The 16,231-nt window shown below is 64.6% G+C and carries 15 protein-coding genes; 7 read left to right on the top strand and 8 right to left on the bottom strand.

What is annotated here, in order from left to right; translation table 11 throughout:
* Positions 1-227: 227 nt before the first annotated feature.
* Together WH265_RS00960 and WH265_RS00955 are read right to left on the bottom strand one after the other, a co-directional pair.
* Positions 228-1,343 carry an NAD(P)/FAD-dependent oxidoreductase gene (locus WH265_RS00960; protein ID WP_339535403.1) on the bottom strand — a complete coding sequence of 372 codons (1,116 nt, stop codon included), beginning with the start codon at positions 1,341-1,343 and terminating at the stop codon, positions 228-230.
* Between the two features lie 112 nt (positions 1,344-1,455).
* On the bottom strand, positions 1,456-2,388 hold the full coding sequence (locus WH265_RS00955) for a LysR family transcriptional regulator (protein WP_339557401.1): 933 nt from the start codon (positions 2,386-2,388) through the stop codon (positions 1,456-1,458).
* Positions 2,389-2,655: 267 nt separating this feature from the next.
* Between WH265_RS00955 and WH265_RS00950 the strand changes: the two genes are divergently transcribed.
* Complete coding sequence (locus WH265_RS00950) at positions 2,656-3,357, top strand: pirin family protein (RefSeq protein ID WP_021026046.1); 702 nt, start codon at positions 2,656-2,658, stop codon at positions 3,355-3,357.
* Positions 3,358-3,438: 81 nt separating this feature from the next.
* Positions 3,439-3,849 (top strand): DoxX family protein, encoded by a 411-nt coding sequence (locus tag WH265_RS00945; protein WP_021026047.1) that lies wholly within the window; start codon positions 3,439-3,441, stop codon positions 3,847-3,849.
* A gap of 35 nt (positions 3,850-3,884) precedes the next feature.
* Here the strand turns inward: WH265_RS00945 and WH265_RS00940 are convergent, their stop codons facing one another.
* Together WH265_RS00940 and WH265_RS00935 are read right to left on the bottom strand one after the other, a co-directional pair.
* Positions 3,885-4,634, bottom strand: coding sequence for a sulfurtransferase (locus tag WH265_RS00940; RefSeq protein WP_339557400.1), 750 nt, complete (start codon positions 4,632-4,634; stop codon positions 3,885-3,887).
* Positions 4,635-4,756: 122 nt separating this feature from the next.
* On the bottom strand, positions 4,757-6,451 hold the full coding sequence (locus tag WH265_RS00935) for a SulP family inorganic anion transporter (RefSeq protein WP_021026049.1): 1,695 nt from the start codon (positions 6,449-6,451) through the stop codon (positions 4,757-4,759).
* Between the two features lie 258 nt (positions 6,452-6,709).
* Here WH265_RS00935 and WH265_RS00930 point away from each other — a divergent pair, with 258 nt between their 5' ends.
* The 3 genes from WH265_RS00930 (at position 6,710) to WH265_RS00920 (ending at position 9,503) form a co-directional block, all read left to right on the top strand.
* The gene (locus WH265_RS00930) at positions 6,710-7,147 is read left to right on the top strand and encodes a BON domain-containing protein (RefSeq protein WP_312987695.1); all 438 of its coding nucleotides are present in this window, start codon (positions 6,710-6,712) and stop codon (positions 7,145-7,147) included.
* Between the two features lie 189 nt (positions 7,148-7,336).
* A complete protein-coding gene (locus tag WH265_RS00925; RefSeq protein ID WP_339557048.1) occupies positions 7,337-8,350 on the top strand; it encodes an LD-carboxypeptidase in 1,014 nt (337 codons plus the stop codon).
* A gap of 247 nt (positions 8,351-8,597) precedes the next feature.
* The gene (locus tag WH265_RS00920) at positions 8,598-9,503 is read left to right on the top strand and encodes an adenylate/guanylate cyclase domain-containing protein (RefSeq protein ID WP_021026052.1); all 906 of its coding nucleotides are present in this window, start codon (positions 8,598-8,600) and stop codon (positions 9,501-9,503) included.
* Between the two features lie 44 nt (positions 9,504-9,547).
* Here the strand turns inward: WH265_RS00920 and WH265_RS00915 are convergent, their stop codons facing one another.
* The 3 genes from WH265_RS00915 to moaA form a co-directional block, all read right to left on the bottom strand.
* The gene (locus WH265_RS00915) at positions 9,548-9,877 is read right to left on the bottom strand and encodes a thioredoxin family protein (RefSeq protein ID WP_339557047.1); all 330 of its coding nucleotides are present in this window, start codon (positions 9,875-9,877) and stop codon (positions 9,548-9,550) included.
* A gap of 73 nt (positions 9,878-9,950) precedes the next feature.
* Positions 9,951-10,604 (bottom strand): molybdenum cofactor guanylyltransferase MobA, encoded by a 654-nt coding sequence (gene mobA / locus WH265_RS00910; RefSeq protein ID WP_339557046.1) that lies wholly within the window; start codon positions 10,602-10,604, stop codon positions 9,951-9,953.
* Positions 10,605-10,672: 68 nt separating this feature from the next.
* Positions 10,673-11,758: a GTP 3',8-cyclase MoaA gene (gene moaA / locus WH265_RS00905; RefSeq protein ID WP_445228480.1), complete on the bottom strand. Its 1,086-nt coding sequence runs from the start codon at positions 11,756-11,758 to the stop codon at positions 10,673-10,675.
* 205 nt (positions 11,759-11,963) lie between these two features.
* Here moaA and WH265_RS00900 point away from each other — a divergent pair, with 205 nt between their 5' ends.
* A complete protein-coding gene (locus WH265_RS00900) occupies positions 11,964-13,256 on the top strand; it encodes a TIGR03862 family flavoprotein (RefSeq protein WP_339557044.1) in 1,293 nt (430 codons plus the stop codon).
* Between the two features lie 24 nt (positions 13,257-13,280).
* Here WH265_RS00900 and WH265_RS00895 read toward each other — a convergent pair whose 3' ends face one another.
* Positions 13,281-13,922: a GntR family transcriptional regulator gene (locus WH265_RS00895; protein ID WP_339557043.1), complete on the bottom strand. Its 642-nt coding sequence runs from the start codon at positions 13,920-13,922 to the stop codon at positions 13,281-13,283.
* 131 nt (positions 13,923-14,053) lie between these two features.
* Here WH265_RS00895 and scpA point away from each other — a divergent pair, with 131 nt between their 5' ends.
* Complete coding sequence (scpA, locus tag WH265_RS00890) at positions 14,054-16,228, top strand: methylmalonyl-CoA mutase (RefSeq protein ID WP_339557042.1); 2,175 nt, start codon at positions 14,054-14,056, stop codon at positions 16,226-16,228.
* Positions 16,229-16,231 lie beyond the last annotated feature (3 nt).

The following is a 16,231-nucleotide window of genomic DNA, read 5'->3' as shown; positions in this document are numbered from 1 at the left end:
CCCCCCCCCCCGGGCCCCGGTCCCGCCCCCGCCATACTGGCTCCCCCCCCCCCCCCCCCCCCCGCGGGCGGCGGCCCCCCGCGCTGTGCTTAGAGTCGCTAACACGATCCAGCAAACCGAAGGTTTGCGGTTGAGACTAGGCGTCCCCGACTAGGCGCCCTGCCGCAGGCAGTACAGACGTACGACAAGGCAGGGTACCGACGTATCAAGGGTTGTGTTAGCGACTCTTATTCGCCGAGCACGGCCAGCGCGAGTTCCAGGCCGGAAACAAAGGCGTCTTCGACGCGGTAGCCCAGGCACCAGTCGCCGCACAGGCCAATGGCGCTCGTTGCATTCCAGAGGTGGCTGCGGGGCTGGCCCTTGGCATCCTTGGGCAGCGGGTTGATGGTCTTGGCATATCCCCACTGCACCACGCGGATGTCGCTGGGGGTGGCGCGGATGCGGGTGAGCTCGGAGAAGGCCTGCAGCATCTTGGCAGCGACGCGCTGGGGCTCGTCGTTCTCATGCTTGCGCGCCCAGTCGGGGCTGGCCTGCACGGTCCAGCGCTCGACCTTGCCGCGACCGGGCTTGGACGACTCGCGCGAGAGCCAGGTGATGCGGGGGTGTTCGGTGCGGGCAGCATTCCACTGCGGGCCCATGTTGGTGATGCCGGGGTCCACCGCATGCGCAAAGGTCAGCAGCAAGGTCCAGCTCGGGGCGATATAGACATCGGACAGCTGCCAGTCGTCAGGCACATGGGTTTCGCTGTCGGCCAGCAGCTCTTGCGCTTCGGGCGAGGGGATGGCCAGCACGACGCCATCGAGGCCCGCATAGACATGCACACCGCCATCGATATCTTCGGTGCGCAGCTGCCACTGGCTGGGGTTGAGGGCATCGCGCTCAAAGGCCAGCGCGTATTCGTTGAGGCGCACATCGAGCGGCGCGGCCCAGGAGGCGAGCAGGCTGTCCATCGTGGGCACGCCAATCAGGTGGGCTTCCATGCCGCGCTGGGTGGTGACGGCGACCTTGCCGGTGGCATCCAGGGTGCGGATGGCGTTGACGCTCCACTGGCGGGTGACATTGGGCGTGCTGTCCAGCGCCAACTGAAAGCGCGGGTCGCGCACCGTGAAGAACTGGGCGCCCACATCAAAGCTGCCATGCGCGCTATGGCGGCTGGCCATGCGGCCGCCCACCTGGGGTTGGGCTTCGATCACGGTGACCTGGTGGCCCGCTTGCTGCAAGGTGCGTGCGCAGACCACGCCGGCCATGCCAGCGCCAATCACCGCATAGTGCTTGCGGCTGGCCAGGACAATCTGGGAAGAGGAGGCTGATCGTTTGGGTTTGGGGGGAATGCGAGAAGACATGAAAGACTTTCTGTACTGTTTCGGCAAACGATAAGGCGTCATAGATGGCTGCGGGTGCAGCGCCATCTGAAGAACCACTCTACACGGTGTGCAGGCCCATTTTGCTCAGGATTTATCCCACATAGTGATTGCTCAGTAAAGAAGTGCGTGTGGCCTCGGACTGCAGCTGGTCCAGCCACCACTGCAAAGCCTTGCCCGGGTTGGTGCCGCGCCAGGCGTAGCGCAGCTTGATCTTGCGGGGCGGGCGCATCAATTCGCGCTCGACCAGCTGGCCGCTGCGCAGATAGGGCAGGGTCATGTTGTCGGGCAGAAAGCCCCCGCCAATCCCGCGCAGCTGCGCCTGGAGCTTGGCCTGCATGGTGTCCACCGTGAGCACGTCCTGGCCGTTGATCACGCCAATGGTCTGGCCCTGGCCGCTGCGCGAGGAATCGGCCACCGCAATGATGCGGTGCTGGCGCAGCACCTCGTCGCTGATCGGTTGCATCTCGTCGGCCAGGCGGTGGTGGGGAGCTACGACATAGCGAAAGGTGATCTCGCCCAGGTCCAGCTGCTGCAGGCCTGCGACGTGGGAGGCATCGACGGCAATGCCAATGGCCAGGTCGGCGCGGCCCGAGCTGAGCGCTTCCAAGGTACCAGCCAGGATGGAGTCGGTGATCTTGAGCCGGGTGGGCGGCGCAATCGTGTAGAAGGCCTCGACCAGCTCCAGCAAGGTGGTGCGCGAGACCACGCCATCGACGGCGATGCGCAGCTCGGGCTCCCAGCCGGTAGCCACGCGGCGCACCCGGTTGGCCACCGCATCGACTTCGGCCAGCAGCCTTGCGCCCTCGCGCAGCAACTCCTGGCCCGCTTCGGTGGGCCTGGCCTGGCGCGCGCTGCGGTCAAACAGCAGCACATCCAAGGCATCTTCGACCTGGCGGATGCGGTAGGTCAGGGCGCTGGGCACCAGGCCCAGCTGGCGCGCCGCAGCGGCAAAGCTGCCGGTGTCGGCCACCAGCTGCAGCAAGGCCAGGGTATCGGGGGTGAGGACATCGCGATCACGCAACAAGGCCATTTTGACGGTTCTTTCCTACATGCGGCTGTGGGCAGATCGGTAAATCTTCGCTGCTGAGGCCGGCTTGGTTCAGGCCTGAAAACCTATTGGCGATTCCTAGGCGGTGCAAGGAGACCGTTCATACGTTCTTGAAAAGCCCATCAGATTTTTTGAATGATGCCATCAAAACCGCTGCCCCGCAGGCAGACACTGCGGTTTTACAGTCATGGACATGGTGATGAACAGCGCAATGTGCGCCGTTTGCCAGACAGGAGATCAAAAATGTTGATGGTTCGTAAATCTGCTGATCGCGGCCATGCCGACCATGGCTGGCTGCGCTCCAACCACAGTTTCTCGTTTGCCGGCTACTACGACCCCCGCTTCATGGGCTGGGGCAATCTGCGTGTGATCAATGAAGACCGGGTGGCCCCGGGCAAGGGCTTTGGCACCCATGGCCACCGCGATATGGAAATCATCAGCTATGTGCTCGAGGGCAACCTGGCGCACAAGGACAGCATGGGCCATATCGAAGGCCTGCCACCGGGCGATGTGCAGCGCATGAGCGCCGGCACCGGCGTGCAGCACAGCGAGTTCAACCATGCCAGCGGCCAGGAAACGCATTTTCTGCAGATCTGGATTGAGCCCGATCGCAAGGGCATTGCGCCCAGCTATGCGCAAAAGACGTTTTCGGATGCGGACAAGCGCGGCCAGCTGCGCCTGGTGGTGTCGCCCGATGGCGCAGAGGGGTCGCTGACGATGAATGCCGATGCGCGCATGTATGCCGGTTTGCTCGATGGCGATGAGGAGGCCAGCCTGCGCCTGTCGCCCGGACGCAAGTCCTATGTCTATGTGGTGCGGGGCGATGTGTCGGTCAACGACCAGGCGCTGCACACCGGGGATGCGGCCTATCTGGACCAGGAGACCTCGCTGCGCCTGGCGCAGGCACGCGATGCCGAAGTGCTGGTGTTTGACCTGGCGGCTTGATGTTCGCGGGGGCGCTGCCATTTAGGACAGCGCCCCGTGTGGGGTAGGTGTGAGTGGTGGTGTTATTTCAAGGAGAAAAAAATGAACGCATTGCAAAATCCTTTGGCTCTGTTGGGCCGTATTCTGATTGCCTGGTTCTTTGTCATTCCGGGCTGGGGCAAGCTGACCGGCTTTGCCGGGGCCGTGGGTTACGCCCAGTCCGCAGGCATGCCGATGCCCGAAGTGGGCGTGGCCGTGGGCCTGGCCATTGAGATTCTGGGCGGCCTGGCGCTGCTGCTGGGCCTGGGCACGCGCTATGCTGCCGCTATTTTGGCCATCTTCACGCTGGCCGCCACGGTGATTTTCCATGCCTACTGGGCGGTGCCCAAGGAGGCCATGATGGTCACGCAGTTGCTGTTCAACAAGAACATCGCCATTGTGGGCGGTCTGCTCGCCTTTGCCGCCTTTGGGGCCGGTGCCTGGAGCCTGGACGCCAAGCGCCACGCTGCTTGATCGTGCACCGCATGCCGAGCCGGACAGCCTGGCTGTCAGGGCTCGGTCTTGAGCGCCGTCTTGCGCAGACCGTCATCGACGGCGCGGCGCTCATCAAACACAAAGCAGCTGCCCTGGTAGCCACTGCCATCGGTTTCTTCAAAGTACTTGAGGATGCCGCCTTCGAGCTGGTAGACATGGGCGAGGCCTTCTTCCTGCATCAGGATGGCGGCCTTTTCGCAGCGGATGCCACCGGTGCAGTAGCTCACCACGGTCTTGCCTTCCAAGTCCTGGCGGTGCGCGCGCAGCTGCGCGGTGAACTCGGTGAACTTGCGCAGCCGCCAATCAATGGCACCGACAAAGGCGCCTTCATCGACCTCATAGTCATTGCGGGTGTCCAGGGTCACCACCGGGCGGCCCTGGTCATCATGGCCTTGCTGCAGCCAGCGCTGCAGATCACGGGGGTTGACCGATGGCGCCCGGCCATTGGCAGGGCGAATCGCCGGGTGGTCCATGCGGATGATCTCGGGCTTGACCTTGACCAGCATCTTGCGAAACGGCACCGTCTGCGACCAGCTCTCCTTGGGCTGCACATCGGCAAAGCGCGGGTCCTCGCGCAGCGCATCCACCCAGGCATGCACGGCCTCGGCGGGCCCGGCCAGAAAGAAATTGATGCCTTCCTCGGCCAAGAGCACCGTGCCCTTGAGCGCCAGATCGGCCGCGCGCTGGGCCAGCAGTTCGCGCAGCGCCTCACAGTCAGGCAGGCTGACAAACTTATAGCAGGAGATATTGAGAATCGAGGGCACGGTGGTTTCTGGCAAAGCTTCGGGGGATGAAATAGCCGCCCGTGCCGGAGCGCATGGCGGGCAGCTATTTTAGCCAGGGAAGCACGCGCCGCCGGTCAGGCCCTTGCGACAGCGCCCGATCGCTAGATCGAATACTCGATGCCGTCATCGCTGTGCGCGCGGCTCATCGCCTGCAAAAACTCGGCATCGGTGCGGTACATGCGCAGATGCGGGTTGTCCTGCAAGAGGCCGGCGCGTTTGAGCCGGGCTTCGACGGGCAGCTTCATGCCGACGATATGCAGCATGCCGCCGCGCTTGGCGGCCATGCGCTCGAGCCGCACAAAGGCCTCGACACCGGTGATGTCGATCTGGTTCATCGGCTGGGCCAGCAGGGCGAGCTGCCGGTAGTGCCCATGCTGGGCCCAGACATTGGCGGCGCGCTCTTCCAGCGCAGCAGCCGAGGCAAAGTCGAGCTCCGAGTCCATGCGCAGGGCCAGCAGATCCGGGGCCAAGGGGGGCAACTGCCACAGATGGCGGTCGCGCAGGCTGCCATCGGGGTGCAGGCCGACTTCGACAATGCGGGGATGCAGGCGGTTGTAGAGAAAGTAGCAGGAGCTCAGCAAGATGCCCGAGAGCACGCCCCAGTAGATGCGCGGCGCCGTCAGCAAGGTGATGCCAAAGGTGGCCACCGCAATGCAGCCTTCGATGCGGGAGATCTTGAACAAATAGAGCAGGGCGCGCGGCTTGACGAGGTTGGCCACGGCCGTCATCACAATGGCGGCCAGTGCCGCCTGCGGCACATGGTAGAGCGCGGGGATGAACCACAGCACCACGGCGACGACCAGCAGGATCGAGAAGATATTGGAGTAACCGGTCTTGGCGCCGGCCAGCAGGTTGACGGCCGAGCGCGAGAACGAGGCACTGGTGGCAAAGCTGCCAAACAGGCCGGCGCTCATCTTGGACAGGCCTTGGGCCACCAGCTCCTGGCTGCTGTCCCAGCGCGTGCCTGCCTGTTGGTGTTCCACCTGGGCACTCGAAGCCGTCTCCAGCGCACTGACCAGCGAGATCACCAGCACCGGCATGACGAGCAGGCCAAACTGCGACCAGTCCAGCATGCCCGGCCAGACCAGGTGTGGCAGGCCGGTGGGCAGGTGGCCGACCACGGCGCCGCCCTTGTCGGCAAAATCGGTGGCCCAGCTGATCAGGCCGGTGCAGCCGATGACAAACACCGCGGAGGGAAAGGCGGGACGCCACTTTTTGCCCACGACCAGGATGGCAATGCTCGCCAGCCCCAGCAGGATGGAGCGCCAGTCAAAGAGCCCCAGCGAGGGGTTGTCCCAGACCGTGGCCCAGTCGCTGCGCATGCCCAGCAAACTGGGCAGCTGCGAGGCCAGAATCAGCAGCGCAGCGGCCTGGGTGAAGCCAGCCAGCACCGGGGATGTCACCAGATTCAGCAGCCAGCCGGCGCGCACCAGGCCCAGGCTCAGCTGCACCAGGCCAGCCATGATGGCCATCCAGGCGGCCAGAATGACCCACTGGGCCGAGCCGGGCTCGGCCATGCCGGTGAGCGAGGCGCCAATGAGCAAGGCGCTCAGTGCCGTGGGCCCGACGCCCAGCCGTGGCGAGGGGCTAAAGAGAATGGCCACGGCCGCGGGAATGATCGAGGCATAGATGCCGGTGATCAGCGGCATGCCGGCCAGATGCGCATAGGCCACGCCCTGGGGCACCAGCATCAGCCCCACCGTCATCCCCGCCATGAATTCACCCCGCAAGAGTTCTTTGGTCGGCTTGGGCCAGCGCAGGAAGGGAAAAATTCGGTAAATCAGGGAGGGCTGCATGGCAGCATTGTCGCCGCATCGACGCGCGCTTGCAGCCGGGCACTTGCGCAAGGGTGACTGCAGCCGCAGTGCCCAGCCCCATCTGTGAAGAATTGCCAAGGCCGCGTGTCTTGCCGGTATAGCTTGCTGCCGCTTGTCGCAAAGCCTTGGCACGCGGCCTGGCTGCCGTCACAATGGCTGGCACGGCCAGCGCCATGCTGGCCGGCTCCAGCCCCTTTCCTGTGCCTGCCTTTGTGTCTGCCTTGGCGCCCGCTTCCCATGCACTTGATCCGCCGCTCCTCCACTGCCAAAAAGATTGCTGCCTGGGCCTTGGTGCTCGCGGCTCTGGGCGCCGCCGCCGCCGCGCTTTGGCAAGGCGGGGCCTTGCAGCAGGCCTGGCGCTGGAGCGAAGGGCTGGGGCAGACGCTCGATGCCTCGGGCCAGCGGGCGAGCCAGGCGGTGGAGCGCGCAGCGCAGGCCAACCGCCGGCGCGCCGACGATGATGCGATCACCTCGCAGGTCAGCGATGCGCTGGCCGCCTCGCAAAGCGATGAGCTCGCTGCGCTGCAGGTGGAGACCTCGCACGCGATGGTCACCTTGCGCGGCACGGTATCGTCCAGGCCCTTGCTGGACCGGGCGGTGGCGCTGGCCAACAGTGCCATTGGCGTGCAGGGCGTCTTCAGCCTGATCCAGGTGCGCCCGCAGGCGCTGGGTTGACGGACGTGGGCAAGGCCCCCCCAGCCCCTGCCTGGCCCATGGCCTTAGTCCCCGTGTGGCCTGCAGCTAAGGCGCTTGGCCGCATAATGCCGCCCAACACCGAAGGTGCCGGTTTTGCGCGCAGAACCGGGCACCGCTCTTCTTATCGGGCGGCTTTGTGCCTGCCTTTCTCTACCTCTGTTCGCCGCCATGCACCAGCACGACCACTCCCATGACCACGACCATGGTCACTGCGACCACGCGCACTGCCAGCACCACCATGCCCACGGCCCCAAGCATATTTATGTGTATTCGCCCTCGGGCGCCGTGCGCGATAAAAAGGCGTTCAAACGTGCGGTCAAGCGCCTGGAGGCCATGGGCCACCAGGTCGAGGTGGACCAGGACGCGCTCGCATCCAGCACCCGCTTTGCCGGTGACGACGACACGCGCCTGGCAGCGATCGCCCGCGCCTGCGCCAGTGGTGCGGATGTGGCGATGATCAGCCGGGGCGGCTATGGGCTCTCGCGCCTGTTGCACCGCCTGGACTATGAACAGATCGCCAAGGCCGTGGCCTCGGGCACACGCTTTGTCGGCCTGAGCGATTTCACCGCCCTCCAGCTGGCGCTGTATGCCAAGACCCGTGCCATGACCTGGGCCGGCCCGGCCCTGGTGGGCGATTTTGGTGCCGAAGACGGCGTCGACGACATCATGCAGGACTGCTTTGAAGACCTGCTGAGCGGCGCGGGCGAAGGCGCGGGCTGGCGCCTGGCGCCAGAAAAGGCCGGTACGGTGACGGGCGCTTCGGCCTCGGACGATATCTACATCCCCAAGGCCACGCTCTGGGGCGGCAACCTGGCGATGATTGCCTCACTGGTGGGCACGCCTTACCTGCCCAAGGTCAAGGGCGGCGTGCTGTTCATCGAGGATGTGGGCGAGACGCCCTACAAGATCGAGCGCATGCTGACCAGCTTGCTGCACGCGGGCGTGCTGGCCCAGCAAAAGGCCGTGGTGTTTGGCCAGTTCAGCGACTACCAGCTGAACGCGCATGACAAGGGCTTCAAGCTGGCCAGTGTGGTGCAGTGGCTGCGCACGCAGATCGAGGCCCCTGTCTTTACCAACCTGCCTTTTGGCCATGTGCCCACCAAGGTGCTGCTGCCGGTAGGCGCCCAGGTATCGCTGAGTGTCGAAGGCCGGGATGCACTGATTTATTGGGGCCATCAATAACGCAAAGCGCGGGCTGCGCCTGGGTGCCAGGCCCGCCCAGCCATATACCATGCGCCCTGGGCGCGGGCTTGTGAAAAGCCAGGGGTTTGCGCCTGTCTGTTGGAATCTAAACAATTCGTAAGTTCGACGACGGCGTCAGGACTGGTCGCAGGCCCTGGTTTGCAGTGTAATATGCATGGTCGCTATTGATGCATAGGCTGGCGTTGCTCCTGGGGAGGAGGCGACCCCAGCCGTAACAAGAAAATCCATGACAACTGTCGCCACCGTGGTATTCATCGATATCTCGGGCAGTACCGCATTGTTCGAAACCTTGGGCAATGAGCGTGCTGCGCGAGCAGTCGCGGGCATGACGGATGCTTTCAAGCAAGTCGTCGTGCAGGCGGGGGGGCGGGTGATCAAGACCCTGGGCGATGGTGTGCTGGCCATCTTCAACAGCAGCGCCCTGGCCGTGAGCGCCATGACCATGCTGATGCGCCGCCATTACGGGCAGTGGGACTCCCTGCCTGCCTCGCAAAAATTCCATGTACGTGTGGGCATGAGCACCGGTGAAGTCGTGCTGATGGAGGGCGACTGCTATGGCGACTCGGTCAACATGGCAGCGCGCCTGTGCGAAAAGGCCGGTCACCGCGAGGTCTGGGCCGCCGCCTCGACGATGGAGTCTGGCGCCCGCGCCGATACCGTGTTTGTGCCCATGGGCTGGATGGATGTGCGCGGCAAGGCCGAGCAGCAAATGCTCTACCAGGTGCAGTGGATCGAGCCCGAAGCCCAGGAAGTGGTGACCGCGTACGACTCCGTTTTGCCGATGAAGCCCGAGGCCGTGGTGCAAATGCGGCTGCGGCTGGCATCGGGCGGGGTGGAGCGCTTTTTCAGCACCCAGGAGATGCCGATTTTTGTCGGCCGCTCATCGGACTCGGAATGGGTGGTGCTGGACCGGCGCGTCTCCCGCCAGCATGGCCGTATCGACTGGCGCAGCGGCAATGTGATCTACACCGATCTGAGCCGCTATGGCACCTGGGTGAGCTTTGGTGCCAACCCCGCCACTGCCGTGCGACGCGAGTCGGTGCAATTGCATGGCGTGGGTGTGATGTACTTTGGCGTATCGCCCGAAGACCCCACGGCGCCCAGCACGGCGTTTTCGGTCACGCCGGTCTAGGCAGGCATGGCAGGCTCGGCATGCATGCGCCGAGCACCTCCAATTTATGGCGTTTGCAGCGCTGCCAGCGCCGTGTTGATGCTGGCCGCATCGGTCGGGCGCACCACGCGGGCCACTTCCTGGCCATCGCGCAGCACCACCAAGGTGGGCCAGAGCTTGATGCGGTAGCTGCGGCCCAAGGGGCGGCCGGGGCCATCTTCCACTTTCAGATGCGCGATATCGGCGCGCGGGGCCAGCGCCTGCTCGATCAGGCCTTGCGCGCCCAGGCAATGCGGGCACCAGGGCGTGCCAAATTCCAAAACAGTCAAACCGGGCTGGGTGTCGATGGCGGAGCGCTGGGGCTCCTGGCTGAGGTGCTGTGCCGAGTAGGTCAAAAGGCGGCTCCAAAGTGGGAATGCTGATCTGATCCGTTATAGCACTGGCGCAGCCCGCGTCCGTCAGCGCCAGTCACTTGTGTGGCGCTGGCATGTCCTGCAGCCGGGCCAGCTCTTCGGGCGTATTGGCGTTGTAAAAGGCCTGGGCATCATCAAACTGCACCAGCCAATGGCCGTGTTGTGCTGCCCACTGCCGCAGCTTGCGCCCGCCGCCGGCGACAAATTGCCGAACACTGTCTGCCAGGCTGGCATGGATCAGGCAGAACGTGGGCTGCAGTACCGGGTGGTCGCTGCCCGCCCCCTCTGGCGGAGTGCAGGCCATCGCGACGGGGCAGCCCTGGGTGGCCGCAGCTTGCGCCAAGCGCTGGGCCAGGTCTTGCGGGAAGTGCGGCGTGTCGCAGGCCACCGTCAAGAGCCAGGGCGTCTGGCAGGCCGCCAGGCCGGCGGCAAAGCCTGCCAAGGGGCCCGGGAAGGCTTCGGTCTCTGGCAGGCGGAGGTCTGGCACCACTGGATAGCCCAGCGCGCGGTAGGCCTCTAGGTGCCGGTTGGCATTGATCAGCACTGGCCCCACTTGGGGCTGCAGCCGCTGGGCGCAATGCCATGCCAGTGCCTGGCCGCCCAGCAACTGCAGGCCTTTGTCAGCACCGCCCATGCGCGTGCCCTGGCCACCGGCCAGCACCAGGCCGGTGATGTGTTCAAGGGGAATGGCGGATGGGAAAGAGGGCATGGTCGGCAAAGGCAGCAGGGTTTCAGACCCTCTGATTGTGGCAGCCATCAGAAGCGGGCAAGCCGCTATCAGCCGCCGATATAGCTCATCTCGACCCGCTGGCGCTGCAGCGCGATCTCCGGGTGCTGGCTGCGCTGCTCGCTGTAGTTGTCGCTGCGCTGGCCCCAGACCTGGGCGATGGCCTCGCGCAAATCGCTGTCGCTGGCGCCATTGCGCAGCATCGCCCGCAGATCCCAGCCTTCGCTGGCAAACAGGCACAGGAACAGCTTGCCCTCGGTCGAGAGCCGCGCGCGGTTGCAGTCCTGGCAAAAGGCGTGGGTGACACTGCTGATCAGGCCGATCTCGCCGAGGCTTGGGTCATGCTGGCCGTTGGCGCCGACATAGCCCCAGCGCACGGCAGTCTCGCCAGGCGCAGTCGCAGACAGCGGGGTGAGTGCAAAGGCGGACTGCAGGCGCTCCAGTACGGCGTCCGACGGCAGCACCTCTTCGAGCCGCCAGCCGTTGGTGGCGCCCACATCCATGAATTCGATAAAGCGCAAGGTCACGCCGCTGCCGCGAAAGTGCCGGGCCATCGCGACGACCTCATGGTCATTGACGCCGCGCTTGACGACCATGTTCACCTTGATATTGGCAAAGCCCACGGCCTGCGCAGTCTCAATGCCTTCCAGCACGGTGGCGACCGGGAAATCCATGTCGTTCATCTGGCGGAACAGCGGGTCGCTCAGGCTGTCGAGGCTGACCGTCAGGCGCTTGAGCCCGGCGTCTTTGAGGGCACGTGCCTTGCGTGCCAGAATGGATCCATTGGTCGTCAAGGTCAGGTCCATCGGCGTACCGTCGAGCGTCTCGAGCTCAGCCAGCTGGGCGATCAGCGCTTCCAGGTTCTTACGCAGCAGCGGCTCGCCACCGGTGATGCGCAGCTTGCCAACGCCCAGCTGGGCAAACAGGCGCGCGGTGCGGGTGATTTCCTCAAAACTGAGCAAATCGCGGTGCGGCAGGTACTGGTGGTCCTTGTCGAACACATCCTTGGGCATGCAGTAGCTGCAGCGGAAGTTGCAGCGGTCCGTCACGCTGATGCGCAGATCCCGCAGCGGCCGTTGGCGCTGGTCACGCACCGCACCGCCGTGCGACAACGAGGCACCGGCTGGCGTGGGCATGGCCAGACTGGCGTCATAACGACGCAGGTCAACCAGGGAAATGACGGGACGATCCATAGCGGAATGGTACTAGAGGCCGCCTTCCGATGTGCTGTTGCGGGTATGCGCTGCATCAGCAGTTGGCGAAAAGTAGCCATCCTTGTCTGCCAGGGGCCGGACTTGGTGTATGGTTCGCCCCCTTGTTCTCTTTTGCTTTGTTTTTGCCATGACCTTGCCCAGCCACTCCTCTTCTTCGCCTGCCACAGTGGATGTCGCAGTCATTGGCGGCGGCCCGGCTGGTCTGATGGCAGCACATCGCCTGGCGCAGGCCGGTTTGCAGGTGACGGTCTATGACGCGATGCCTTCGGTAGGGCGCAAGTTTTTGCTCGCCGGGCGCGGCGGCCTCAACCTGACCCATTCCGAGCCGATGGCGCCGTTTGTCGGGCGCTACGGGCGCCAACAGGCCGTCGTCGCGTCCTGGCTGCAGTATTTTGGCGCGGCGGAGGTGCAGGCCTGGGCCCAGGATCTGGGCATCGAGACCTTTGTTGGCACCTCGGGCCGGGTGTTTCCCAAGGACATGAAGGCCGCTCCCTTGTTGCGCGCCTGGCTGGTGGCCATGCGGGCCGCTGGCGTGCGTTTTGCCATGCGCCACCGCTGGCTGGGCTGGGACGCGGCCGGCGCACTGCGCTTTGCCGCCCCCGATGGCGAGACCGCCGTGCAAGCGCGCGCCACCGTGTTGGCGCTGGGCGGCGGCAGCTGGGCGCGGCTGGGCTCAGACGGCGCCTGGGTGCCGCTGCTTGCGCAGGTGGGGGTGGAAACTGCCCCGCTTGCACCGGCCAACTGCGGCTTTGATGTGCGCATGCTGCCGGCCGCCGATGGCGAGACGGCACCCGGCTGGTCGCCGTTTTTCGCCAGCAAGTTTGCCGGCCAGCCTTTCAAATCCGTGGCCATTCGCTTTGATGACGGCAGCGAGGCGGGTTTTGCACGCCGTGGCGAGTTTGTCGCGACGGACAGCGGCGTCGAAGGCAGCCTGGTCTATGCGGTGTCTGCGCTGCTGCGCGATGCCATCACGGCCCTGGGCAGTGCCACCTTCCTTGTTGATCTGCTGCCTGACCACAGCGCCGAGCGCGTGCTGGCCGAAGTGCGCCACCCGCGCGGATCGCGCAGCCTGGCCAGCCACCTCAAGAGCCGGCTGGGCTTGGATGGCATCAAGGCTGCGTTGTTGTTTGAAGTGCTGGGCAAGGAGGGCATGCAGAATGCCGAGCTGCTGGCGCGCACCATCAAGGCCGCGCCCATCACCGTGGTCGCTACGCGTCCCATCGATGAGGCCATCAGCACCGCCGGCGGCGTGGCCTTTACCGCGCTGTCGCATGACCTGATGTGCCATGCCCGGCCCGGGCTGTTTTGCGCGGGGGAAATGCTGGACTGGGAAGCACCGACGGGCGGCTATCTGCTGACGGCGGCCTTGTCGAGCGGCGTGCGGGCGGCGCAGGGCGCCGCGCATTTTCTCAAGGGCTGAGGCAGCCAGGGCAGCGCTGCGTTATCAAGAACAAGACGCGGCTGCCAGCCCGTTTTTGAAGTGCAGCATGACGCAGGCGCGTGCCGCGCTGCTGTCCTGCGCGGCCAGCGCCCGCATCAGCGCGCGGTGCTCCTGCAGCGACTCCTCGATGCGGCCGGATTTGAACAGGGAGTTGTGGCGGTTGAGCTTCATCACCTTGCGCAGATCGGCCACCATCTGGCTGAGCCATTTGTTGTCCAGCATCTCCAGCACGCGCATATGAAAGCGCTCATTGGCAATAAAAAAGGCATCGCGCTCATCGACAGCGGCTTCCAGCGCGTCATGCAGGCCTTGTAGCTCGGCAATCTGTTCGGCGCTGGCGCAGCAGGCCAGCTCGGCGGAGGCATCGCTCTCGAGCAAGGCCAGCAGGTGGTAGACCTGGAGCAGGTCTTTTTGCGACACCTCAGTCACATAGGCGCCACGGCGCAGCTTCATCGTGACCAGGCCCTCGGTGGCCAGCACCTTCAAGGCCTCGCGCAAAGGCGTGCGGCTGATGCCTATTTCTTCGGCAATCTTCAACTCATCGATCCAGCTGCCAGGGGGCAGTTGGTGCGCAAAAATACGTTGCCGCAGTAGCTCGGCAACGTCCTGGTACAGCGCGCGCGGCGCAAAAGTGGGAAGGCTCATCGGTGGCGCCATTGTACAGAAGGCGACTGAAATTCAAAATTCTGCATTCATAATTATGAATAATGTACACTTGCCTGGCGGCCGTGGGTAGGCCAATATGCACTGTCTATAACGTATCCCGAGCTTGAGACATGACTGATTCCGCGAAGCACAACACTGCATCCGAGTTTCCCAAGGCCGACCGCGCCGCCTGGGACAAGGCCGCCAGCAAATCCGCCCCCGGCGGCGATGTGGGCAGCCTCGATTGGCTGACGCCCGATGGAATCACGGTCAAGCCGCTCTATACCGCTGCCGATACCGCCGACCTGCCGTTTGCCGATACCTTGCCGGGTTTTGCACCGTACCTGCGCGGCCCGCAGGCCACGATGTACGCGGTGCGGCCCTGGACCATTCGCCAGTACGCCGGTTTTTCGACCGCCGAAGAATCCAATGCCTTCTACCGCAAGGCGCTGGCTGCGGGCGGCCAAGGCGTGTCGGTCGCGTTTGACCTGGCCACGCACCGGGGCTATGACAGCGACCACCCGCGCGTGACCGGTGACGTCGGCAAGGCAGGGGTGGCGATCGACTCGGTCGAAGACATGAAGGTCCTGTTCAACAGCATTCCGCTGGACAAGGTTTCCGTGTCGATGACGATGAATGGCGCGGTGCTGCCGGTGCTGGCCGGCTATGTGGTGGCCGCCGAAGAGCAGGGCGTGGCGCAGGACCAGCTCTCGGGCACGATCCAGAACGACATTCTCAAAGAGTTCATGGTGCGCAACACCTATATCTACCCGCCCAAGCCGAGCATGCGCATCATCGGCGACATCATCGAGTACACGAGCCAGAACATGCCCAAGTTCAACTCGATCTCGATCAGCGGCTACCACATGCAGGAAGCCGGTGCCAACCAGGCGCTGGAGCTGGCCTTCACCCTGGCGGACGGCAAGGAATATGTGAAAACCGCTATCGCGAAGGGCATGGATGTGGATGCCTTTGCCGGGCGCCTGTCCTTTTTCTGGGCGGTGGGCATGAACTTCTACCTGGAAATCGCCAAGATGCGTGCCGCCCGCCTGCTGTGGTGCCGCATCATGACCGGCTTTGAAGCCAAGAACCCCAAGAGCCTGATGCTGCGCACCCACAGCCAGACCAGCGGCTGGAGCCTGACCGAGCAGGACCCCTACAACAATGTGGTGCGCACCACCATCGAGGCCATGGCGGCCGTGTTTGGTGGCACGCAATCGCTGCACACCAATGCGCTGGACGAAGCGATTGCGCTGCCCACCGAGTTCAGTGCCCGCATTGCGCGCAACACCCAGCTCATCATCCAGGAAGAGACCCATATCACTAATGTGATCGACCCCTGGGCCGGCAGCTACATGATGGAAAAGCTGACCCAGGACATGGCCGATGCCGCCTGGAAGATCATCGAAGAGGTCGACGCGATGGGCGGCATGACCCAGGCCGTGGACAGCGGCTGGGCCAAGCTCAAGATCGAGGCGGCTGCGGCGGAGAAGCAGGCGCGCATCGACTCGGGCAAGGAAGTGATTGTCGGCGTCAACAAGTACAAGCTGGCCAAGGAAGACCCGGTCGACATCCTCGAAGTGGACAACGTCAAGGTGCGCGACAGCCAGATTGCGCGCTTGAACCAGATCAAGGCCACGCGCGATGCCGTTGCCGTGGACAAGGCCCTGGAGGCGCTCAGCGCCGCTGCCGAGTCGGGCGAGGGCAACCTGCTGGACCTGGCCATCCAGGCGGTGCGGCTGCGTGCCACCGTCGGTGAAGTCTCTGACGCGCTGGAGAAATCCTTTGGCCGCCACCGCGCCGATACGCAAAAGGTGACCGGTGTCTACGCCGCCGCCTATGACTCGGCCGAAGGCTGGGACAAGCTCAAGGACGAGATCGCAGCCTTTGCCGAAGCCCAAGGCCGGCGCCCGCGCGTGATGATTGCCAAACTGGGCCAGGACGGCCATGACCGGGGCGCCAAGGTGGTGGCGACCGCCTTTGCCGACCTGGGCTATGACGTGGACATGGGCCCGTTGTTCCAGACCCCCGAGGAATGCGCGCGCCAGGCCATCGAGAACGATGTGCATGCCGTCGGTGTCTCGACCCTGGCCGCCGGCCACAAGACCCTCGTGCCCGCGATCATCGAAGAGCTCAAGAAGCAGGGCGCAGACGACATCATCGTCTTTGTCGGCGGCGTGATCCCGGCGCAGGATTACGACTACCTCTACAACGCAGGCGTCAAAGGCGTCTATGGCCCGGGCACGCCGATCCCGGCCAGCGCCAAGGATGTGCTCGAGCAGATCAAGAAAGCGGTTGCTGTCTAAATC

It is taken from the genome of Comamonas sp. MYb396 (genome assembly GCF_037479555.1).
GTDB lineage: Bacteria > Pseudomonadota > Gammaproteobacteria > Burkholderiales > Burkholderiaceae_C > Comamonas.
The sequence above is the reverse complement of the archived record's forward strand: the minus strand, read 5'-3'. Positions and strand labels throughout refer to the sequence as shown.